Here is a 22877-nt window from a genome sequence, read left to right as displayed (position 1 = left end):
TTAAAAAAAAGCATCTACTTTATAAGTAGATGCTTTTTATTTGTTTTATTTTTGAGATGTAAACTCAAATTATATAAAATGAAGCAAAAATTTATTTTAGTGCTTTCTTTATTTTTATTTGCAGTAATTAGCGTAAACGCTCAAGTTACTTCATCAAAGATTAAAGGAATTGTAACAGATGTTACAGGAGAACCATTATTTGGTGCATCCATTTCGGTATTACATGTTCCAACAGGAACTTTAACTGGTACAACCGCTCAAGACAATGGTAGGTATACTGTATTAAATTTAAGAGTAGGTGGTCCTTACAAAATAACATTTAGTTATTTAGGATTTAAAACTCAAGAAGTTAATGACGTATTTTTACTACTAGGAAAAACTACTAACATAGATGGTAGGTTAGCAGAAGAAGGGCAATCATTAGATGAAATAGTTATTTCTTCATCAAAAAACAAAACTTTTAATAGCGATAGAACGGGTGCACAAACAAGTGTTTCTGCTATGCAATTAAAAACATTACCTACAATTTCTAGATCTACTGCAGATTTTACACGTTTAGAGCCTTCGGCTAGTGGAAATTCTTTTGGTGGTAGAAATGATCAGTTTAATAATTTTTCTTTAGACGGAGCAATTTTTAACAATCCATTCGGATTAGATGCCCCAACTCCAGGAGGACAAACAGGTGCACAACCAATTTCTTTAGATGCAATTGATCAGGTTTCTGTATCAACAGCGCCTTATGATGTAACATTATCTGGTTTTACAGGAGCTTCTGTAAATGCAGTAACAAAAAGTGGTACAAACGAATTTACAGGTACTGTTTATGGTTTTTATAGAAATGAAGATTTAACGGGTAGTAAAGTTAATGGTCAAGATATATTTGTACCAGAATTAACTCAAAATCAATACGGAGTTAGTATTGGTGGACCAATAGTAAAAAATAAATTATTCTTTTTTGCAAATTTTGAAAAAGATGAACGTGTAGATTTAGGCCAAAACTGGTTACCAAATAGAGGTTCTGGTTTAATAAATGAATCTAGAGTTTTAGAGCAAGATTTAATTAATGTTAAAAACGCTCTTGCTGGTATTGGTTATGATACTGGTAGTTACGAAGGTTTTACACACGACACAGAATCTACAAAAGGTATTTTTAAATTAGATTGGAATGTGAATGAAAACAATAGAGTTGCTTTTATTTATAATTTCTTGAATGCCTCTAAAGATAAACCTGCGCATCCAACTGCAATTAACAGACGTGGACCAGACTTTAACACTTTACAATTTCAAAACTCAGGTTATAGAATTAATAATAAATTAAATTCTTTTCAATTTGAATTGAATTCTAATTTAACTGAAAATACCACAAATAAGTTACAATTAGGATATTCTCATTTTGAAGATTCAAGAGATCCTTTTTCTGCTCCGGCACCAGTAATTAATATTTATAAAAATGGGTCACCATATATTATAGCTGGTCACGAACCTTTTTCTATTAACAATAGATTAGATCAAAAAGTATTTCAATTAACAAATAATATGAATTTTTTTCAAGGGGATCATACTTATACAGTTGGTTTCTCTTTCGAAAAATTTATGTTTAAAAACTCGTTTAACTTAAAAGGTTATGGTTTTGATGTTTTTGGAAATGTTGATATTAATAATTTTGATGCAAATAATTACGCCAATGCATTGGCAAATGCTCAGACTACTTTTAATACTAAAAATAATTTAGGTGAAGGAGTAGATGGTGGATGGAATTTAGCTGAAATGAATTTTGGCCAATTAGCTTTTTATGTTCAAGATGAATGGGAAGTGAATAACAATTTTAAGCTTACATACGGTATAAGATTTGATAAACCTTTATTCTTTAATACATCAGAATTAGCTCAAAAATTTATAGATACAGAAAATTCAGAATGGTTTGTTCCAGGAATAGAATATACAGATCCCGAGACAGGAAATCCTTATGTATTTGATTCTACAGAAATGCCGTCTAACCAATGGTTAATTTCGCCAAGAGTTGGTTTTAATTGGGATGCTAAAGGAGATTCTAGTTTACAAATTAGAGGTGGAACAGGATTGTTTACAGGTCGTTTACCGTTTGTATGGATTGGAAACCAAGTAAGTGGGTCTGATGTTTTCTTTTATCAAGTTGTAGATCCAGATTTTAAATTTCCACAAGTTTGGAGAACAAATATTGGTGTTGATAAACGTTTAGAAAACGGAGTAGTTTTAACTACAGATGTTTCTTACACGAAAGACATTAACGGTGTACATGTACAAAATTGGGGATTAAAAACACCTTCTGGTACTTTAAGTGGTGTAGATAATAGACCTGTTTATTTAGCAGGAGATCATGCAACTTCTTTCTTAGGAAATGCAAACGCATATACTTTAACAAATTCAAACAAAGGTAGAATCTGGAATGCTTCTTTTAAAGCTCAAAAAACTTTTGATAATGGTTTGTACACAACTATTGCTTATAATTATTTAAATGCTAAAGATGTAAACTCTATAGAAGCAGAAATTACAGGTGATGCATTTGCATTTAATCCAGCATTAAATAATGTAAATGACGAGCAATTAAGTTATTCTAAATATGGTGATACACATCGAATAGTTGGTGTTGCTAGTAAAAAGTGGACATACGGAAATGACAAATGGTCTACTACTTTATCTGCATTTTTTGAATATGCACAAGGCGGAAGATTTAATTACACATATGGTGGAGATATTAACGGAGACGGTGCAGCCGGAAACGATTTAATTTACATTCCAACAACTAGTGAAGTTACACAAATGCAATTCTCTGGAGCAGGACAAGCTACTGCTTTCGAAAACTACATTCAGCAAGATGATTACTTAAACGGTAGAAGAGGAGAATATGCAGAAAGATACGGAGCCTTAGCACCTTGGAGAGGAAAATGGGATATCAAATTATTACAAGATTTAAACATTAACGTTGGTAATGGTAAAACAAATACTGTTCAGTTTAGTGTAGATATTTTAAACTTTGGTAATTTATTAAACTCTAAATGGGGTTTAATTCAACAACCAAACAGTGTACAACCAATTGGTGTTAGTTTTGATAATTCTGGTGACCCAATTTATACTTTTGATGAAAATCAAAAAACAACTTTTGGTTACTCATCTTCATTATTATCAAGATGGCAAGCTCAAATTGGTTTACGTTATATTTTCTAAATCAATTAAGAATTAAGATATTTGAACCGCCCAATTATGGGCGGTTTTTTTATATATAATATTATGAAATACAGACAACTTACAAAAGAACAGTTTGAAAGTTTACATGAAGAATTTGCTCGATTTTTAGCTTCGCAAAGTATAGATGTTAAAGAATGGAATCAAATTAAAGAAGAAAAACCGCAAATTGCAGAAGAAGAAATGAATGTTTTTTCTGATATTGTATGGGATGATGTTTTAACAAAAACGAAGTTTGTAGAACATTATTCTAAAACAACTGTAAACCTTTTTAAATGTGATGAAAAAAAAATTAAAAGAATTGCCATAAAAATAAATTGGGACATTAATTTACTAGAGCAAGAAGGTTTTGAGTGGTTAATGAAAAATCCTTTAGACAATTCTGTAGATATTTTTACTGGAGATAAAGCATACAATACAGAGAGAAATAGCGAAATATTTGATTTAATTGAAAAAGGAGGATCTATAACTAGAGGAGAAATTTTCAATTATTTTGAGCAAATTATCGCTTAATAAAATTTTATTACCATTCATCTATACTTTTTTGTATCTTGTCTACAGATAAATCTGTTTAGCCTACTACATAAGTTAACAACTCTTTATTAGATTATTTTTGTCTAAAATCAAGGTAAATTAATCATGGGTAAACAAATTAATATACTGTTAATAGAGGATAATTTAATCGAAATAATGAAAATGAAAAGAACTATTTCATTATTAGAATTAACACACAATATTACAGTAGCAAAAAACGGAGAAGAGGCATTAGAAATTTTAGAAGATAAAAGTAAATTTCCTGATTTAATTTTATTAGATTTAAACATGCCAAAATTAAGTGGAATAGAATTTCTTACAATTCTAAAAGGTAATGATGAAATTAAACATATTCCTACAGTAATTTTAACGACTTCAGACAATCAAAAAGATTTAGAAGAATGTTATAGTATAGGGGTTTCTGGATATATGCTTAAACCTTTAAAGTATGATGATTACGTTAAAAAAATAGAAACTGTATTAAATTATTGGAGCATTAATGAATTAAAAAAATATTAGTTATGAAAGGTATTGTTTTTACTGAATTCTTAGATTTAGTTGAAGAAAAGTTTGGTATTGAAATGGTTGATAAGATTATTTCGCAGTCAACATTAGAATCAGAAGGTATTTATACGTCTATTGGTACGTATAGTTTTTCTGAAATGTTACAACTACTAAAACACTTAAGTGAAAACACTAATATATCTATTGATAACTTATTGTTAGTTTACGCAGAACACTTTTTTAGTGTTATAGAAAATAGTTACCCTGGTTTATTAGCAACCTACAAAGATCCCATAGAAATGATTTCTTCAATAGAAGATCATATTCATATAGAAGTTAGAAAAATTTACCCAGATGCAGAGCTCCCTACTTTTATAGTAGAAGAAAAAACTGAAGATTCTTTAGTTTTAATTTATAAATCTAGTAGAGCTATGCATCATTTTGGTCTTGGTTTAATGAATAAAACTTTCGAACACTTTAATTCTACAGCAAATATTGTTTTAGAAAAAATTAAGGAAGATGGTACGGTAGTTAAATTTCTTATTAATAAAAATTAATGAGCCAAGAAAAAATTGACATATTAGAAAGAGCTCTTAAAAGAGAAAAAGCTGCAAGAAAAGCTGCCGAAAAAATTCTAGAAGACAAATCTAGAGACTTATATTTTGTGTCGGATAAATTAAAAGACACTAACAGTAAGTTAGAAATTTTGTTAGATGAGAAATCTTCTCAATTAGAAGGTGTTTTTGAAAACTTAGTAGATGCTTTTGTTGTAATGGATTTAAGCGGAAAAGTTATAAAATTTAATGAAGCAGCCATTGATGTTTTTGGTTATGATATTGAAAACGAAAATTTAAATGTTAAAGATTTAGTATACAAAGAAGACATGGGATATGCCATTTCTTCTTTTTTTGATTTAATAAAAGATGGACACTTTAAAAACTATGAATCTCGAATTTGCACAAAGTCTAAAGAAGTAAAATGGGTTCACATAAACGCTAGTTTAATTTATAACAAAGAAAAACAACCTATTGGTGCACAAGGTATTGTAAGAGATGTTACAGAGAAAAGAGCTGCAGATGAAAAATTGTTAGAGTCTAAAAATAGACTATCCGCTTTAGTTTTAAATTTAAATAGTGGAATTATTTTAGAAGATGAAAACAGAAAAATCTCTCTAACAAATAATAAATTTTGTCAACTATTTAAAATTGATGAGAGTCCAGAAGATTTATATGGTAGAAACAGTGATTGGGCTTTAGATGAAATAAAAACACTCTTTAAAAAGCCTGATGAATTTGAAAACCGAATTAATGAAATAGTTTCTAACAAAACTGCAGTTTTTGGAGATCATTTAGAATTGAAGGATGGAACAGTTTTAGAAAGAAATTATATGCCAATTATAGTTTCTGGAAATCTAAATGGTTTTTTATGGACATTTAGAGACATTACTTTAGAGAAAAATTATAGTTTAAGTTTAGAAGCTCAAAAAGCAAAGTATAGCAATATAATTGCTAACATGAATCTAGGTTTAATAGAGATAAATACAGATAATGAAATTTTGATGGTAAATCAAAGTTTTGTAGATATGTCTGGTTATTCAAAAGAAGAATTAATAGGACAAAAAGGTAATATTTATTTTCCTTTAACTGATTTAGATACAGAAAAGCTAAAAGAACAAAGAAAGAAAAGACTTAAAGGAGAATCAGACTCATATGATCTAAAAGTTAAAACAAAATCTGGTGAGGTTAGACATTGGTTAGTAAGTGGTGCTCCTAATTATAATTTATCAGGAGAAGTTGTAGGTTCTATCGGTATAAATTTAGACATTACAGAATTTAAAAAACTACAAATTCAAAAGGAAAAAATTCTTAAAGAATTAGAAAAAAGAAATGAAGAATTGCATGAATATGCACATATTGTTTCTCATGATTTAAAATCTCCTTTAAGAAGTATAGATGCTCTGGTTTCTTGGATTAAAGCTGATAATGAAGGGAAATTTGATGAAATAACTCAAGAAAATTTTAATCTAATTGAAAATACCTTAGAAACCATGGAAACTTTAATTTCTAATGTCTTAGAATATTCTAGTGCTGGCTCTAACACAAATTCTTTATCCGAAGTAAATTTAAATACAACTGTTAACAATCTTATAAAGGTATTATTTGTACCAGAAAATATTTCTATTAATATTATAAATAAATTACCAATTGTAAAAGGAGACGAAACGAAGTTTCAACAATTATTTCAAAACTTTATAAGTAACGCAATAAAATTTTGTGATAAAGAAGTTGGTTTAGTTGAAATTGAATATCAAGATAAAAACACTTTTCACCAGTTTTCTATAAAAGATAACGGTATTGGTATTGAGAAAAAATATCATGAAAAAATCTTTCAAGTATTTCACTCATTAAATAAAAGGAAAGATTCTACAGGAATAGGTTTATCAATCGTAAAAAAAATAATCGACCTACACGAAGGTGACATTTGGTTAGAAAGTGAACCAAATGTTGGTACAACTTTTTTCTTCACACTAAAAAAGAACTAAAATGAAAACAGTACAATTAAAAAAAAATAAAAATTCTAATTGGAAATACTTATCAGAAAATATTAGTTTAAAAAAACCCTTAGTGCTTGTTTTCGGTAATCGTTTTTTATTAGAAGATAAAAATATTTACCAAGAAATTAAAGAAATGTTTACTGATGGACATATTGTATTTGGTTCTTCTTGTGGTGATATTTCTTCTGATGCAATCGATGAAGAAACAATTACAATTACAGCTATAGAATTTGAAAAAAGTACTTTTGAAATAAAAACTGCCAATGTAAATGAAAACAAAATTGATGACCATTACGATAGTTTTAAAGCTGGTAAAGATTTAATTAGTAAGTTTAACACAGAGAATTTAAAGTATATTTTTGTGGTTTCTGAAGGTAGTTTTTTAAATGGAAGCCAATTTACTACTGGTATGAACGCCGCTACAGATGATAATCTTTTAATTACTGGTGCTTTGTGTGGTGATGATGCAAGATTTGAAAAAACAGTATCTTCTTATAATGAGAATCCTAAACAGGGTGAATTGGTAGCAATTGGTTTATATGGCGAATCATTAGAAGTTTCATTTTCTATTAATGGTGGTTGGACACCTTTTGGCCCTGAAAGAATAGTAACAAAATCTAAAGGAAATATTTTATACGAGTTAGATAATTTACCAGCGTTAGATCTTTATAAAAAATATTTAGGTGATAAATCTAAAGAATTGCCAGGTGCAGCCTTGTTATATCCTTTAAATGTTAAGTCTGAAAAAGAAAAAAACTCTATAGTAAGAACTATTATTAATATTAATGAAGATGACAATTCGATGATTTTAGCAGGTGACATTATTGAAAATTCAAAAGTTCAATTAATGATGACCAATGTAGATAATATTGTAAATGCTGCAGAAAAAGCCGCTATCAGTGCATCAGAAATTAGAAAAAATAAGCCAGAATTAGCTATTCTGGTAAGTTGTATTGGTAGAAAATTAGTATTAGATCAAAGAGTAGAAGAAGAGGTTGAAGAAGTTATAGAAATTGTAGGTGAAACCACTACTGTAACAGGTTTATATTCATACGGAGAAATTGCTCCTTTTATCGGTGAAAGTAATTGTCAATTGCACAATCAAACAATGACTATTACTTTAATCAGCGAATAATGAATCCTCTTTTAAAAAGACAAATCAGAAAATACTTACCTAAAGAACTTCATGAAAGTGAAGATTTAGATGCATTTTTAGATGCTATAAATAAATCATACAAAACATCCGAAGAGCAGTTTGTAATGTTACAAAGAGCTACAACAATTAGCTCTGAAGAACTGTTTAATGCTAATAGTAAACTAAAAGAAGAAACTAATTCTCAAAAAAAAGTTATCAATAAATTAGAAGGTGTAATAGATCAATTACAATCTTATAATTTATTAGGAGATAGACCAGAGGAAACAACAGACTCGTTAACGCTTGTAGATTTTATTGATAATCAAACTAAAGAAATTATACGAATTAATAATCAAAAAGACGCACTCTTAAAAGATTTAGAATTACAAAATCAAGAGTTGAACGATTATGCTCAAATGGTATCGCATGATTTAAAATCTCCATTACAAAGTATAGAGACAATGGCCACTTGGTTACAAGAAGATTATAAAGAAGCATTAGAACCTTACGGAATAGAAAATTTAAAAATTATAAGAGAAAACGTATTAAAAATGGATAATTTAGTACGTGGTATTTTAGAATACTCTACCATTAGAAGAATGGAAGGAGAATTTTATAAAGTTAATTTAAATGAAATTCTAAAAAAGTTGATTAGTCAACTAAAAATATCTGATTCAATTAAAATAACCGTTGCTAATAATTTACCTACAGTTAACGGTGACAAATTTAGATTAGAAAAATTATTCTATAATCTGTTAGATAATGCAATAAAATATAACAATAAAGAAGATAAAATTATAAAAATTGGCTTTGAAGAAAATGAAAATTATTTTAAATTCTATGTAAAAGATAACGGACTTGGTATTAAAGAACGTTATTTTGATAAAGTTTTTGAGACATTTCAAAAATTAGATCATGAAAACAATTCTACAGGATTAGGATTACCAATTGTAAAAAAAATTATAGATATTTACAACGGTAAAATATGGATAGAATCTATTGAAGATAAAGAAACTACATTTTATTTTACATTAAAGAAATAAATATGGAAAAACCGAATTTAGATTACATAAATCAACTAGCAAGAGGAGATGAATCTATTAAGAAAGAGCTTATAGATGTAGTTAAAACTGAGTTTCCTGAAGAACAAAAAGACTACTATGAAAGTGTAAAAATAGGTGAGTTCAAAAAAATTGAAGAAAATGTGCACCGAGTTAAACATAAAATTAGTATTTTGGGACTTGAGAAAAGTTATGAAATTGCTAATAAATTCGAACACAATCTTCGAGAATTAAATTTTAATGGTCAAGAAGAATTCGAAAAAATACTTGTAGCAATTTCTGAATATATAGAAACTCTATAATTTTTATGAATTGTATTATTATTGATGATGAAAAAATGGCTAGAACCATTTTAAAAACTTTATGCAATGAAGTTAAAGAATTAAATGTTCTAGAAGATTTTCCGAATGCCTTACAAGCAATCAAATATTTAAATGAAAATGATGTAGATTTAATATTTTTAGATATTCATATGCCTGATTTTAATGGTTTAGATTTTATCAAAAGCATTAAAAATCCTCCAAAAATAATACTTACAACTTCAGATCCTCAATTTGCTATCGAAGCTTTTGAATATGATTTTATTATAGATTACTTACTAAAACCATTAGAGCTAGAACGTTTTAAAAAATCGATAAATAAAGCTCATAAAAAGGTTTTAACTACTTCATTACCTACATCAGAAAATAAACCTCAAGCTTCTAATAACGAGATTGATAATGATTTTTATGTAAATATAGATAGAAGATTAATTAAAATTGATTTACCTAGTATTTATTTAATAGAAGCAAAGGGAGATTACATTAAAATTAAAACTGAAAATAAAGATTATACTGTACATTCTACATTAAAGAAAATAGAAGTAAAGTTACCAGATTCTTTATTCCTTAAAATTCATAGATCTTACATAATAAATATTAAAAAGATTATTGATATTGAAGATAATAGTGTTTTAATTAAGAAAGATGTAGTACCTGTTAGCAGGTCTAAAAGACCTGAATTGATGAAAAGGTTAGATTTATTGTAATCTTTTATCTAAACTAAACTTATATTTGGTCTACAGTTTAGTTGTAAATAGCGAATAAAACACATCAAATTTACCTTTATTACTATTTTTGTGGTATAAAATTATATCATGAAAAAATTGTTACTAATATTAATTTCTACTGCAATTACCTCGGTAAATGCTCAGGATAAAAATAGTTTAGACAATTTTATTTCTAATGAAGGATCTTTACATAAAAATACTACTTCCGTAGTTAATTATTTACCGAAAACTGGTGTCTTTAGTTCGGAAACTACAAATATTTCTCAGCCGTCAGATTTATTAACTACTACAAACGCAAATGAAATATTTATTGTAGACTATTATAAAAATAATAATAAGGTTTCTACTGTATTAGCATCTAAAACAAAAGCGAATATATATGATCATTCAAAAGTAATATACGATAGATTTTATAACGATTCGTTAGAAGACATTACAATTTTAGAAACAAGAGGGCATCAAATTATTTGTTCTAAAATAAAAAGAGCTAACGGGAAAGTTGAATATAGTTTGAATTTTTCTATAAGAGAAAATACTAATGAAAACGAATTATTTAGTTTTTGGAATAGAGATCAATATCCTACAGGAAACTATCAGAATTTTCAAATATGGGGTAGTTCTTATTTACAAGTAGAGTTTATTGCTAATTTTATTATTGATAAACAAACCCAACTAAACGGTTTAAAAAGTTTAAAAAACAAAGACCTAATTCCCTATGTATTTGTGAAGTCTGGTTCTTATGCAAACGGACTATTAAAATTAATTATTATTAATAAAACTAGTGAAACTGCTGTTATTCTAGATAGTAATATAGCTGCTACAGAAATTTACAAACATCAAAAAACATCTAAAACTATTACTTTATCTGGTACTTATACTGAAGTATTACAAATTGAAACTGGTATTTTATTTGACATCGGTTTTACTTTGCAAACTAACAATTCTGTTCAAAAAGATGCTTTATATTTAGCAGATGGCCCTTGGGGATTGGATTATTTGAACGAATATGCAACTATCAATAACTTTAAAATAAACGTTAAAAATAAAGGCAATTCAGAAAAAGCTCATAAAGTTGATAGAAATGCATCTGTTACCGGAGAAGTTAAAGGAAACGTAAATCTATTTAGACATCTTTTACCAGGAGATCAAACTTTAGACGTAAAAAACTATAGTTTTGTAAATTTTGCATCAACAAATAATAAACCTGTAGAAATTGTAATAATGCAAGAAGATGGCAGAACTTGGGATAATAGATTAAGATACTCAATACCAGCAACATCAGAATTAAGAACTTTTAGTATTCCTTTTTCTGCTTTTAAAGATGCCAATGGTAATTCTGCTGTAGTTACTAATATTAAAACGATTGTTTTTTCAATTATAGGAGATTATACAAACTTTGTGCCTTTTGATATAGAAGTTAAAGATTTGTCTTTCACTTCAACTACAGTATTAAATAAAGAAGAACAGTTAAAAAACTCAAACGCAAAACCATTTAATTATCCTAATCCGTTTTCTAGTAATACAACCATGGTATTATCTTCTAGTTCTTCATATATAATTTTACAAGTGTATGATTCTTTAGGTAGAATAGTAGATACTAAAAAAATAGATACAGATAGTACACAATTGCGAGCAACTTATAAAGCGCCAAATTTAAAAAATGGTCAATATAAATATTTATTAAAGGACGAAAAAGGTAAAACCTTTTCGGGTACATTTTTAATAAACTGAAATTAAAAACATATAGTGGGGAAATAGTAAAGGTGAAAGTTAGTTCTTTTGCCTTTACTTTTTATAAATCGGTTTTTTTAGAAAAATCCATTTAAATCTTAAACCAAATTCTGTGTAAGTAAATCCTGTAGAACCTGCTGTTGCAACTGCAGAAGCAATATTACTTTGTAGACCATAAATATTTATCAAAGCTCGGTCAGAAAACTTGTATCCTAATTTTGCGTCGATTCTATAAGTGCTTAAACTATCATCATCTTCAATATACTGCAAGCCAGTTGCTGCCGTTAAACCATAAAACCATTCTTTATTCTTGGCTGCGGTTTCATCTTTTATCAAATTTATAAATAATTCTACGGCATTAAATTTACTTGGACTAAAATAGTTGCCTCTTTTTTCTTTAAATGATATATTTTGATAATTTACACCTGCTTTTACTGATGGTTTTGAAAAAATATTATAATATAATGAAGTAAATAATAAATTTCTAGAATTTTCGTCACTTTGCCAAGTGTAATAATATTGAGTAAACCAACCTAAATTAAAATTAGTATTTAAACTATAATTTGCAATAATATTATTCTGTACAATTTGATCATTTAATAAAGCAGCGTTAAAATTCTGAATATCTCTTTTGTAACCGATCTCTAAGTTTTGTAGTTTAAAAGGCTTTATATTTAAAGAAATATCTGTTAATAATTGTGTGTAACTTTCTTGTGCAGATTCTGATTTTGTAGCACCAAAATTGGCTTTTAAAGTTAAATTATTTAAAAGTTGATATGATGCACCTAACAATATATTATTAGTTGTTGCTTCTACTGCAGTTACACTATTTTTTGTTGTTCTGTAATTGTAGTTTGCAAGTATTTTGAATTTTGTAGAAAAAGGAATTTCCGTTTTAAAATCAAATGCATTGGCTTTGTTGTTTCCGTTATCATAAGAATATGAATATTTTGTTTCTAAATGTGGCGTAAAGCTTAAATCTAATTGCTTTATAAAGTTTTTTGCATCTTTTTGATCGTCATAAAAAGTAAGAGTGTTTTCTGCACTTTTATAAGCCTTTTTGTAATATCCGGAAGCTTTTAAAGCATTTGCTTTCCCTAAGTTTCCATCAAAAGAAGCGCTATCTTTTTGTAAAATTGAATTATAATCGTCTATACTTTTCTTAAAATCACTTTTATAAATATTTAAAGTTGCTCTAAGTGATAATATCCAATTTTCAGGAGTAGAATTATTTTCTAATAATTTTTGAATTTCATTTTCTGCAGCAGAATATTTTTTATTCCAAATTAATGCCTGTATATATCTTTCTATTGTCTGATCTTTTAATGTTTTTGATGTATTCTCTTTGATACTATTTAATGATTTTTCGCTAATTTTTAACGCAGTTTTATCATCTTCTGCTAAATGATAAGATAGTGCAATACCATTTAAAGAAGTTAATAAGTCTGCAGGATTTTCTCCAATAATTTCATAAGTTTCTTTCGCTTTATCTGTTTGGTTAGAAATTAAATATAAGTTTGCAAGATTTAATAAAGTTTCTTTGTCATTTTTAAAAGTAACTAGGTTTTCATTTAATAAAGCTTCTGCTTTTTTATATTCTTGGTTTTTTACTTTAGCACTCGACAAGCCTAGTCTCATGTACTTTTTTGAAACTAATGCATTGTTATTTCCAGGAGAAACTGCCAAGGCTTTATCAACATTAATAAGAGCATTTTCATATTCTTTTAAATTAGAAAGTGTATTTGCGTAACCTAATAAAGCAGCAAAACTTTTATCATTTTCTTGCAATAACTTTTCATAATATACCTTTGCATCTTTATAGTTTTTACTCCATAATAATGATTCTGCATAATTTAATTTCACTTCAAAATCGGCAGGATAATCTTTTAATAAATCTGTAAAAATTCCAACTGCTTTAGCTGAATTTCCATTTAAACCTACAGCACGACCATAACATAATCTAGCAGTTTTGTTTGTTGGATAATCTTTTAAAACTTCATTAAAAAAAACTTCTGCTTTTTTATATTTTCCGGTTTCTAAATACGTAAAACCTTCTTTCATGTCTTGACATAAAGTATTTAAACTAAAAAAGAATACACAAAAAAGTATCGTAAAAATATATTTCATATCTAACTTATTTTGATTGTAATTTAAAGAATAAGAATATTCTTTTAAACGGCATAAAATTGTAATTGAACGATTAAATCTACTCATTTTAATAGAACTAAAAGATATTTACAGCATTATTAACATAAAAATAAAGATAATGCCATTAGAAATTTCAAAAAAAGACAATAAATTTTATTTAAAAGGAAAAATTAATTCTGAAACGGTTCCTTATTTTATATCTTTTTTTGATAAAATTAGATCTAAGCAAATAATTATTAACATTAATAATATTAAAGAAATTGATAAATTAGGATTACTAACAATTTATAATTTTTTAGATAAATCTCATATAAACAATATGTTATTTTCTATAGAAGGCTATGGTTGTAAAGAAATTTATGACTATTTTCAGGAAATGAAAATCGCTTAAAAGAAACCCAAACTATGCAAGCATTAATTAGATTTGTAAAAAAAGGTATAAAACCAGAACAATTGTTTATGTTAAGTGTGCTACTAGTAAACGGTGGTAATTACTTATATAACTTGGTTTTAGGAAGAGTTTTAGGTCCAGAGAAATTTGCTGATGCAGCTATTTTAATCACTTTTTTATTAGTACTATCTTTTGTTGCCATGACTTTTCAATTGGTAACGGCAAAGTTCTCTGTACTTTTCGAAGATTCTGTATTTAGCGGTTTTATTTCTAAAATATATAAGAATGCGCTATTTACTGGTATTTTTTTGGCAATTTTAATAGTGGTTTTTTCATTACAATTACAAAGCTTTTTTAGAACTACATCTTCTATAATGTTTGTTATTTTCGGAATTGGCGTTCCTTTTTATTTTTTAATGAGCGTAAATAGAGGTGTTTTTCAAGGAAAACAAGAACTTAAGTCATTGTCTATTACGTATCAATCAGAAATGATTAGTAGACTGTTGCTAACTTTTACGTTATTATATTTATTAGATATTGATTCTTCTCTGATAATTGCAATTGGTATATTTTTCTCTTTCATTTTCGGACTTTTGCCTTTTAGAACCAGCGATTTTTCTTTATCTAAAAAGTTTGTTTTAAATACTGCCAACAAAAAATTAGTAAAAAACTTTTTTATCATTACTGCATTTTATGAGCTTACACAGATTATTATAAACAATAGTGATATCTTATTAGTAAAACATTATTTTGAGTCTTATGAAGCTGGTTTATATGCTTCTTTAGCATTAATAGGTAGAGTAGTATACTTTATTGCATGGATGTTTGTAATGTTGCTTTTACCAACTGTTGTACAATTAAAAAAAGAAGGAAAAGATACGTTACCAATACTTTTAAAATATGTAGCTTATATTGCTGTAATTGCTGCAACAATTGTGGTAAGTTGCTTTTTCTTTCCTGATGAAATTATAAAAATATTATTTGGAAGCGAATACCTATCAATTTCTAATCTATTATGGAAATATGCATCTGCTACTGGTATTTTCGCGATTTCTAACATCTTCGCATATTATTATTTATCTTTAGACAAGTATGTACCTGTAGTTTTATCTGGTATTTTCGGAATGTTACAAATAGTTTTGGTTGTACTTTTTCATGATTCTTTAGAGCAAGTTGTACATGTACAAATTATAGCAATGGTTTTATTATTATTTGTACAGTTAAGCTTTTTCTTTTTTAAAGATTCTGTTAAGTCAAAAAAAATTGAAGAGATCACAAAAGAATAATATCTAAGCGAATTTTACAATTATCTATAGATAACTGTATTTCAACGTAGTTAGTTAAAAATTAAAAGAATAAATAAAGAAATTTGTACTATTAAAAAGAAAGAATATGAAATTAGCAATTGTAACCGCTTATCCGCCAAGTAAAGTAACTTTAAATGAATATGCATATCATTTGGTAAAAAGCTTTAGACTTAAAGAAAAAATTACAGAATTAATTCTTTTAACAGACGTTACTAATGATGAAAAGGATTTAGACTTTGAAGAAGATGGTTGTAAAATAACTGTAAAAGAATGTTGGAAATTTAATAGCTATACAAATGTTTTAAATGTAACAAAAGCTATTAACCAAACAAAACCAGATGCTATTTTGTATAATTTACAATTTATGAAGTTTGGTGATAAAAAAGTTGCTGCTGCACTTGGCCTAACTTTACCTTGGGTTTGTAAAATAAAAAATATACCTACTATTGTTTTACTGCATAATATTTTAGAACAAGTAGATTTAGAAAGTGCAGGTTTTACTTCTAATAAAATTGCCCAAAAAGTTTACAATTTTATTGGTACATCGTTAACAAGATTAATTTTAAAAGCAGATTTAGTGGCCGTTACTATGGATAAATATGTAGTTACGTTAAAAAATAAGTATAAGAAAGACTCGGTTAAAATGATTCCTCACGGAACTTTTGAAATTCCGGAAAATCCTTCACAAGATTTGCCTGAAGGACCAATGAAAATAATGACTTTTGGTAAATTTGGAACTTACAAAAAAGTAGAATCTATGATAGAGGCTGTAGAAATTGTAAGAAGTCAAACAGGTTTAGATTTAGAAATTGTTATTGCAGGTACAGACAATCCAAATGTACCAGGTTATTTAGATAGTGTTAAAAAGAAATACCAAAATGTATCGCAACTTACTTTTACGGGTTATGTAGAAGAAGTAGAAGTAGCACCTTTATTTACAGAAAGTGCAGTAGTTGTTTTTCCGTATACATCTACAACAGGTAGTTCTGGTGTTTTACATCAAGCCGGAAGTTATGGTAGAGCAGTGGTAATGCCAAATTTAGGTGATTTAGCAACCTTGATCATTGACGAGGGTTACAGAGGAGAGTTTTTTGAGCCAGAAAGCGTGCCAAGTTTAGCAAAGGCTATTAAAGCAATTGTAACTGATGATGAGTATAGAAAAGAATTAGGAGAAACAAACTACAAAGCTGCAACAGCATTTCCTATGGGAAGAATTACAGACATTTATTTAGAAGAATTTGAGAAAATTATAGAATCAAAGAAATAGTTTTAGTTCGAAATATGTTTAAACGAAAGTTTCTTTTCTCCTAAACTATTTATAAAACCAAATTTTTTCTGCGGATTTGTTCGCCAAGGTAAACGACCTAAAACTTCTTTGGGCACATTATCAAAATCATATAAAGTCCATGACATAAAAGAAATATTATTCTTTGTCAGGACTTTTTGCATTTCTGCATAATAGTTTGCTTGTTTTTCTTCAGAACTAGCAAAAGGTCTCCAAATTCCGCTATAAGAAGACAAACCAAATTCTTGCAAAATAATTGGCTTGTTAGGTATATTAATCTTTAAAGTTAAGAAATCACTTTCAAACTTCTCTTTATCTTCGTAATAGTGAAACGAAATAATATCTAGTTTATCTTTTAATATTGTAGCACTTTCTGTGTTAGACCAACCAACTGTTACAGGGTGAACTTTGTCTATATCTTTAATTAAATCTATCATAAAATTTAACCAACCAACAACATTTTCTTTTCCTCTTGAATCAAAATCTAAGTTTGGTTCATTTTTTATATCCCAAGCTAATAAAGCTTCGTGATCTTTAATTGCAGACACAATTTTTTCAGCATGTCTATGATTTAAAGTCCAATCTAGCACATCATAATTACCATAAAAATCAAACAAAGTAACAACTGCTTTTAAATTATTCTTTTTAGCAACATCCAATACTTCTTTTAATTTTAAAATTTTGTTGTAATCTACGTTTGCTTTACCAAAATCTTCATATTGAACAAAAATTCTTATTGTATTTAAACCAGCATCTTCTATAATTTTAAAATCATTATCAATAATAGAAATATCATAATCTTCACCAAACATATCCCAAGGTGTTGCTTGCGGGTAATAGTTGATTCCTTTTATATTATTATAAGCCAATGTTGCTGTTGTAATTTCTGGTTGATATGGTTTAGAGTTTTCTTTAACCATATGTCTAATTCGCCAAAAACCATCTTCTAGTAATAAAATATATCTATACGTATTAACCTCTGTAGTTTCCAAAATTAAGACATTGTCTTTAAAAACTTTCTTATATTCTAACGCATCTGTATCTGTTAAAACCAATAACTGCCCATCTTCACTAAAAAATTCGATATCTAAATTGTGCTTTAATGTTGTAGATTCTACCGTAATATTATTTTTCTTATTGTAATCTAAAATGCTATAAATATTAGTTCTTGCACTTTCTGTAAAATAATCTTCTATTCCAACTCTTGTATTTGTTTTGTATGCAATATGTTTTACATACCAAGCATCCAAATAATCATTTTCTACAGATTTTACTTTCTGATCGCTAATTTTTCTTCCTTCATTTCCGTCATCTTTCCAAGTAACTTTTGGTAAATATTGATCTATTTTCTTAACCTCTGTATGCAACATTTTACTTCTGTCTGCACCGGTATTTAAGAAGCTGTATAAAGAACTTACTAAAAATAATAGTACACCAATAATAATTACATATGTAAGCATTAAAACGCCTCTAATTATTTTTCTATTAGTTTTTACCATACTTTTAGACCGTTAAATTCTTTTTCTATACCAGCAGTTTTTGTTTTGAAATCATAAATTCCATCCTCAAAAATATTCGGATTTAAATTAAATTCTGCAAAACCGGCATTAGATTCTTTAAAAATAGTTTCTATCAATTTTTTATCCTTATAAATAAACAGTTTTACAATTAAACCGTCTGGTATAATTTGTCCCATAAAACTCTCTAAAGGGCCAACTTTAATAGTTCTATTGTTATTATTAAAGTCTACAATATAATTATCTATTACTTTCTTAAACTTAAGATTTATAACGTTGCTTTCAGAAATTCCTATTGAATACGCTTTTACGCTCCAATTTTCTTCAAAATCTGGATGAATAATTTTCGCATGAGCTACACCATTTATTGTTGTACCAGTAGTTTTTAAAATATTTCCTTTTTTATTTGTAATGTAAAACTCTATAAAACTTCCATCTATAATTACATTATTAAGACGATCTTTAATTACTGATGTATAAAAGGTTGTTATTTGATTTCCGTCTGCATATTCATGATTCCTTTTAGCATAGATTTTGAAATTGGTAGCAATTGCAGGCATAATATTTACATCAAATTCTTTTGAATTTAAACCGTAAGATTCTGATGAAATAATCATTCTACCACTTTTTAAAGGAGAATAAATATTTTTGTAACCTATTAATTTATCTGTAAAAATTGGAGTACTTCTTTCTGATTTTAAAAACTGATTTTTTACATCAACTTTACTATTATCTTTTATAGGATTGTCTAAACTATCTGTTGGTATTACAACTAACATTGTGTAATCTATTGCACCAGCATCTATACTTGGCGGACCTAAATACGTTTCTATGGTTTTGGGTTGTTGCAAAGAATTTACAAATAGACTACCAGAAATATTAGTTTCTAAACCTATCGTTTTCCATGTTAAAAGACCTCTTTTTTTTGATAAAAATTTAGGGATTCTAAATGTTACCTTACCATCATTTTTATAAGGATGAATCATCAAAGAACCATAACTATTAGAGCAATAAAGATTAAAATTTAATGAATCTTTTACACCAAAATCTAAAAGAATCTCATCAGAAACACGAAACTCTTTTTGCGTTGTAAGTAAAGAAACTTTACCTATTAAATTTGTTTCTTGTGCATTTACGCAAAGAGTTAAAAAATAAATAATTAGTAATATTAAATGTTGTTTTTTCTGCATTATTTAGGATTACCGATATACATATTCAATTCTATTCTTACATAACTAAACAAAGAATGTTCTACTTTTTGTAGTTTCCCAAATGTATGGTTTTCAATTCTTTTAGGTATTATTTTAAAAGCAATATCTTCATTTGGCAAACCATTTACAAAACAAAAACTCATATCGTCGCTAATGGTTTTTATTGTTGGATTTTCTGGTATTTTATAATTAAAAGGCAGTTTTCTTTCTTGACGTATTCCTTCTTTTAAAAATAGATTATCGACCCAAATCATCTCTTTATCTTCATTATAAAAAGTAATTATTAATTGCGGTATCGTAATTTCTTGAATTCCGCTATTAAATAAAGTTCCGCTAATGCTATTTTGAGAAATTTCGACATCACTCAATACAATATCTTTAAACAAATCTGAATTTGAAGTATTACCAGCCGCTTGTAAATTAAATTTAGTTGGTTGTTCACTCAATTCAATTGGTGTAAATTCATCAGGATTAAAAGTTTTAGGAATAGAATCTTTTGTTTTTGACCACGCAATTCCTTCAAAATTTATTCTGAAAGCACTTATTTCTTTTGGCATCAATTTATGCTTTAAAATATGTTTTGCATTATAGGTTGCAAGCTCTTTATTATCGTCGTTATAAAGTGTTCCTTTTAAAACCACATCCGAAGGTACATTGTCTATATTTTGTACTTCACCAATTATAGAATAACGCTTATTAAATTTAATTAATTTTGCAGAAACTATTTCTAAAACAGGTTGTTTTAGAACATCTTCATGATGTGTTTGTTCTGTTGTTATTCTTCTTCTTCCTTGATTAAAATAACCAGTTACATTTTTAGAATATAGTTGATCTGGTGGTAAATCTATCGATTTTTTTGTTGCTTTTATATACCATTTTCCTTTTCTCTTAACCGCTGTTCTGTATTCTAATTTTGATGTTTTTTCTAATGGTGTTATCCATTTTGTTTCTACTTTTAAAGTGGCTAAACTGTCTGTTTCTTTTATAACATCGGCAGTAATTGCATCTAATTTTGCGTATGAACTTAACAAACCATCTGTTACAGAAATTTCTAAAAGATATTGCGCTCTAGACATGTCTCCTTCCGGATCTATATAACCATAACTTTTATTTAATTCTTTAAAATCTATTGCATCGTAATATGCTTTTACAACATTTTCTGGAGATCTTTGAGTATCATTTTTAATATAAAACATGTAACATGCATATGAAATAACAATAATCATAATAACAGCCCAAATATGTAAAGATTTTAATACCAAACTAGAGAATTTGGTGTAGTTATTCTGAAATTTAAAATATGCTGGTTTTGGTTTTACCCTTGTTTTTAAACTATTTACAAATAAAGACTGTACATTAAATATAAATGCAATTAGAACTGTTAAAAATGGAATTGTACCCCAAATTATTTTTACCCAAGCAGGTACATCTTCTTTAGGTAAAATTGATGAAACAGGTGGTACATTTAACTTTTCCCAAACCATAATTCCGTTTTCTAATTGAGATAAACGTTGCCATCCGCAGAAAAACAACACCGGATCGTAAAATTTATCATTAGAAAAAATATACTTTAAATTGTATTTTTCTGGTGTTGTTAAAAATTGTTGCAAAGAACCAATACCAGCAACACCTTTAAATTTTGAATTTTCTAAACGTTCTATTGGTCTTGTAGTTAGCTCTGGTAGTCGTCTTGCAGAGTGATAATTTCCGTCTACACTCATTGCATTTGTTTGTGCTGCTAACCAAGCCATTTGATCGCCAAACCCTAAAGTTAAATAGCGCCAATGGTCATGAGAATCTTGGCTCAAAAAATTTACAATTGGTAGCATTTTAATTTTCTGCGGTTGAGAAGGTCTAAAATATCCTAAACTCATTGTAAAAATTACAATAGCAACATACATAGATGCTAAAATACCACCAATTAAACGATGGTAAACAGCACCGAATTTTCGCTGTATTAATTCTTTTAAATCTCCTTCTACAAATCGATATATAAATTCTCCGAAAATGGGAATCGACATTATAGAACCCCAAAGTGTAAATCTGTCTAACGTTAAAATATTAAAGGCGGTTTCACCTAAAATCATCTTAGGAATTGGTGTTGTACCACCAGTACCTAAAATTACCAACATTGTAAAAGATAAACCAAAAAACAGGTATCTTTTACTAAAATATCTATAAAAAATATAAGGCAAAATAAATAATAATAATCCCCACGGAATTGTAAAAAACACCAAACCAGAAGATGTAACTTCTATAAAACTATCTCTAGAACCATGCGGAATAGGCACTTGAGTAATAGGATTCTTCTTCGAGTTTAACCAATATGGAAAAATACAGAAAACAATTAAAAATAATGCAGATAGCCCAAAAGCCATATTCTTTTTTAACTGCTTAAAAAATGTTTTAATAAATAACGAAATTTTGACTTCTTTATAAGAATCTACTTCTTCTCGAGCAACATCCATAATTACGGTTCCAATCAACGGAAAAATAAAAAATAGCATTCCGAAAATAGGAGTAACGTGATGTGATGTTACTGTTACAGAAATTAATGAAAGTGATGTAAAAAAGAATTTATATTTACCTGTTTTTAACCATAAATAAATTTCTGGTAGCGCGTGCATTAATATCGAAACACCAACTATACTTGGTAATTGTCCAAAAATATGCAGTGTTTCTACAAATGAAGAAGAAAAAACAGCCAAAACAGATGCATAACCTGCAACAGTTCGATTAGATGTTATTAGTAATGAATACCTATAAGAACCTGTTACAAATAAAATAATTGCAATTATTGCAACTGTAAATAATCCAAACTTTAAACCACCAATTAAAGATAAAGCACCAATTGTTTGATGCACTAATGGCGGATAACTTTGTACCGTAAAGCCAGTATACCATTTGTAATTCCACGGTTCAAACCATCCATTTGCATAATGATCTGCAAAAAATAAATGAATTAATGCATCATAAGTTGTTTCTAGAGTAAAAAATATAGAAGAGCCATGAAAAACAATGGCAAGTAATATTGCTGTAATTAAATATTTATTAGACTTCTCTTTCATTAACTATTTATAACTTATAATAATGTAAATATAAAAATTTTTAAGGTTAGTTTTTTTTTATTTAACTTTACTAACAAACCATTCATCTAAAGATATTTACCTTTAATATCAATAAAAAAAAAATAAAAGAAAACAAAAGTACATTTGTGTAATCGTTTTAC

The 22877-nt window shown here is 27.6% G+C and carries 17 protein-coding genes; 13 read left to right on the top strand and 4 right to left on the bottom strand.

All coding sequences use genetic code 11. The annotated features are described in order from the left end of the window. The first annotated feature begins 78 nt into the window (after window positions 1-78). The 10 genes from BXQ17_RS03700 (at window position 79) to BXQ17_RS03655 (ending at window position 11789) form a co-directional block, all read left to right on the top strand. Window positions 79-3204 (top strand): carboxypeptidase regulatory-like domain-containing protein, encoded by a 3126-nt coding sequence (locus tag BXQ17_RS03700; protein ID WP_077809343.1) that lies wholly within the window; start codon window positions 79-81, stop codon window positions 3202-3204. A 63-nt stretch (window positions 3205-3267) separates the two neighbouring features. Further along, window positions 3268-3735 (top strand): DUF6495 family protein, encoded by a 468-nt coding sequence (locus BXQ17_RS03695; protein WP_077811344.1) that lies wholly within the window; start codon window positions 3268-3270, stop codon window positions 3733-3735. A gap of 126 nt (window positions 3736-3861) precedes the next feature. Next, window positions 3862-4275, top strand: coding sequence for a response regulator (locus BXQ17_RS03690; RefSeq protein WP_077809342.1), 414 nt, complete (start codon window positions 3862-3864; stop codon window positions 4273-4275). Between the two features lie 2 nt (window positions 4276-4277). Further along, on the top strand, window positions 4278-4817 hold the full coding sequence (locus BXQ17_RS03685; RefSeq protein WP_077809341.1) for a heme NO-binding domain-containing protein: 540 nt from the start codon (window positions 4278-4280) through the stop codon (window positions 4815-4817). Next, window positions 4817-6802 (top strand): PAS domain-containing sensor histidine kinase, encoded by a 1986-nt coding sequence (locus tag BXQ17_RS03680; RefSeq protein ID WP_077809340.1) that lies wholly within the window; start codon window positions 4817-4819, stop codon window positions 6800-6802. The genes BXQ17_RS03685 and BXQ17_RS03680 overlap by 1 nt, the downstream gene beginning before the upstream one ends. Window position 6803: 1 nt before the next feature. After that, window positions 6804-7949, top strand: coding sequence for an FIST signal transduction protein (locus tag BXQ17_RS03675; RefSeq protein WP_077809339.1), 1146 nt, complete (start codon window positions 6804-6806; stop codon window positions 7947-7949). Next, window positions 7949-8992 (top strand): ATP-binding protein, encoded by a 1044-nt coding sequence (locus BXQ17_RS03670; protein WP_077809338.1) that lies wholly within the window; start codon window positions 7949-7951, stop codon window positions 8990-8992. Before BXQ17_RS03675 ends, BXQ17_RS03670 begins: the two co-directional genes overlap by 1 nt. Before the next feature lie 2 nt (window positions 8993-8994). Further along, entirely contained in the window at window positions 8995-9312 is a 318-nt protein-coding gene (locus BXQ17_RS03665) for a histidine kinase (RefSeq protein WP_077809337.1), read from the top strand. 5 nt (window positions 9313-9317) lie between these two features. Continuing rightward, window positions 9318-10037, top strand: a complete 720-nt coding sequence (locus tag BXQ17_RS03660; protein WP_077809336.1) for a LytTR family DNA-binding domain-containing protein — start codon at window positions 9318-9320, stop codon at window positions 10035-10037. A 108-nt stretch (window positions 10038-10145) separates the two neighbouring features. Next, window positions 10146-11789 carry a T9SS type A sorting domain-containing protein gene (locus BXQ17_RS03655; RefSeq protein WP_077809335.1) on the top strand — a complete coding sequence of 548 codons (1644 nt, stop codon included), beginning with the start codon at window positions 10146-10148 and terminating at the stop codon, window positions 11787-11789. A gap of 54 nt (window positions 11790-11843) precedes the next feature. Here BXQ17_RS03655 and BXQ17_RS03650 read toward each other — a convergent pair whose 3' ends face one another. After that, on the bottom strand, window positions 11844-13916 hold the full coding sequence (locus tag BXQ17_RS03650; protein ID WP_077811343.1) for a tetratricopeptide repeat protein: 2073 nt from the start codon (window positions 13914-13916) through the stop codon (window positions 11844-11846). A gap of 139 nt (window positions 13917-14055) precedes the next feature. On the opposite strand from BXQ17_RS03650, the gene BXQ17_RS03645 reads away from it, so the two are divergent. From BXQ17_RS03645 to BXQ17_RS03635, 3 genes are all read left to right on the top strand, one after another. After that, on the top strand, window positions 14056-14328 hold the full coding sequence (locus BXQ17_RS03645; RefSeq protein WP_077809334.1) for a hypothetical protein: 273 nt from the start codon (window positions 14056-14058) through the stop codon (window positions 14326-14328). A 14-nt stretch (window positions 14329-14342) separates the two neighbouring features. Then, complete coding sequence (locus BXQ17_RS03640) at window positions 14343-15614, top strand: oligosaccharide flippase family protein (RefSeq protein ID WP_077809333.1); 1272 nt, start codon at window positions 14343-14345, stop codon at window positions 15612-15614. Between the two features lie 106 nt (window positions 15615-15720). Continuing rightward, the gene (locus BXQ17_RS03635) at window positions 15721-16902 is read left to right on the top strand and encodes a glycosyltransferase (protein ID WP_077809332.1); all 1182 of its coding nucleotides are present in this window, start codon (window positions 15721-15723) and stop codon (window positions 16900-16902) included. 2 nt (window positions 16903-16904) lie between these two features. Here the strand turns inward: BXQ17_RS03635 and BXQ17_RS03630 are convergent, their stop codons facing one another. From BXQ17_RS03630 to BXQ17_RS03620, 3 genes are read right to left on the bottom strand one after another with little or no spacing between them, the layout of a single operon-like run. After that, window positions 16905-18419, bottom strand: coding sequence for a cellulase family glycosylhydrolase (locus BXQ17_RS03630; protein ID WP_077809331.1), 1515 nt, complete (start codon window positions 18417-18419; stop codon window positions 16905-16907). Further along, window positions 18413-19627, bottom strand: a complete 1215-nt coding sequence (locus BXQ17_RS03625) for a hypothetical protein (protein ID WP_077809330.1) — start codon at window positions 19625-19627, stop codon at window positions 18413-18415. The genes BXQ17_RS03630 and BXQ17_RS03625 overlap by 7 nt, the downstream gene beginning before the upstream one ends. Then, complete coding sequence (locus BXQ17_RS03620) at window positions 19627-22716, bottom strand: hypothetical protein (RefSeq protein WP_077809329.1); 3090 nt, start codon at window positions 22714-22716, stop codon at window positions 19627-19629. The genes BXQ17_RS03625 and BXQ17_RS03620 overlap by 1 nt, the downstream gene beginning before the upstream one ends. Between the last annotated feature and the right edge of the window lie 161 nt (window positions 22717-22877).

Source organism: Polaribacter sp. BM10, from assembly GCF_002005425.1.
Lineage (GTDB): Bacteria > Bacteroidota > Bacteroidia > Flavobacteriales > Flavobacteriaceae > Polaribacter > Polaribacter marinaquae.
The sequence above is the reverse complement of the archived record's forward strand: the minus strand, read 5'-3'. Positions and strand labels throughout refer to the sequence as shown.

What these genes read in the sequence shown, in the direction of transcription:
- BXQ17_RS03700 (WP_077809343.1), top strand. Translation starts at nt 79, where the DNA reads ATGAAGCAAAAATTTATTTTAGTGCTTTCTTTATTTTTATTTGCAGTA.
- BXQ17_RS03695 (WP_077811344.1), top strand. Translation starts at nt 3,268, where the DNA reads ATGAAATACAGACAACTTACAAAAGAACAGTTTGAAAGTTTACATGAA.
- BXQ17_RS03690 (WP_077809342.1), top strand. Translation starts at nt 3,862, where the DNA reads ATGGGTAAACAAATTAATATACTGTTAATAGAGGATAATTTAATCGAA.
- BXQ17_RS03685 (WP_077809341.1), top strand. Translation starts at nt 4,278, where the DNA reads ATGAAAGGTATTGTTTTTACTGAATTCTTAGATTTAGTTGAAGAAAAG.
- BXQ17_RS03680 (WP_077809340.1), top strand. Translation starts at nt 4,817, where the DNA reads ATGAGCCAAGAAAAAATTGACATATTAGAAAGAGCTCTTAAAAGAGAA.
- BXQ17_RS03675 (WP_077809339.1), top strand. Translation starts at nt 6,804, where the DNA reads ATGAAAACAGTACAATTAAAAAAAAATAAAAATTCTAATTGGAAATAC.
- BXQ17_RS03670 (WP_077809338.1), top strand. Translation starts at nt 7,949, where the DNA reads ATGAATCCTCTTTTAAAAAGACAAATCAGAAAATACTTACCTAAAGAA.
- BXQ17_RS03665 (WP_077809337.1), top strand. Translation starts at nt 8,995, where the DNA reads ATGGAAAAACCGAATTTAGATTACATAAATCAACTAGCAAGAGGAGAT.
- BXQ17_RS03660 (WP_077809336.1), top strand. Translation starts at nt 9,318, where the DNA reads ATGAATTGTATTATTATTGATGATGAAAAAATGGCTAGAACCATTTTA.
- BXQ17_RS03655 (WP_077809335.1), top strand. Translation starts at nt 10,146, where the DNA reads ATGAAAAAATTGTTACTAATATTAATTTCTACTGCAATTACCTCGGTA.
- BXQ17_RS03650 (WP_077811343.1), bottom strand. Translation starts at nt 13,916, where the DNA reads ATGAAATATATTTTTACGATACTTTTTTGTGTATTCTTTTTTAGTTTA.
- BXQ17_RS03645 (WP_077809334.1), top strand. Translation starts at nt 14,056, where the DNA reads ATGCCATTAGAAATTTCAAAAAAAGACAATAAATTTTATTTAAAAGGA.
- BXQ17_RS03640 (WP_077809333.1), top strand. Translation starts at nt 14,343, where the DNA reads ATGCAAGCATTAATTAGATTTGTAAAAAAAGGTATAAAACCAGAACAA.
- BXQ17_RS03635 (WP_077809332.1), top strand. Translation starts at nt 15,721, where the DNA reads ATGAAATTAGCAATTGTAACCGCTTATCCGCCAAGTAAAGTAACTTTA.
- BXQ17_RS03630 (WP_077809331.1), bottom strand. Translation starts at nt 18,419, where the DNA reads ATGGTAAAAACTAATAGAAAAATAATTAGAGGCGTTTTAATGCTTACA.
- BXQ17_RS03625 (WP_077809330.1), bottom strand. Translation starts at nt 19,627, where the DNA reads ATGCAGAAAAAACAACATTTAATATTACTAATTATTTATTTTTTAACT.
- BXQ17_RS03620 (WP_077809329.1), bottom strand. Translation starts at nt 22,716, where the DNA reads ATGAAAGAGAAGTCTAATAAATATTTAATTACAGCAATATTACTTGCC.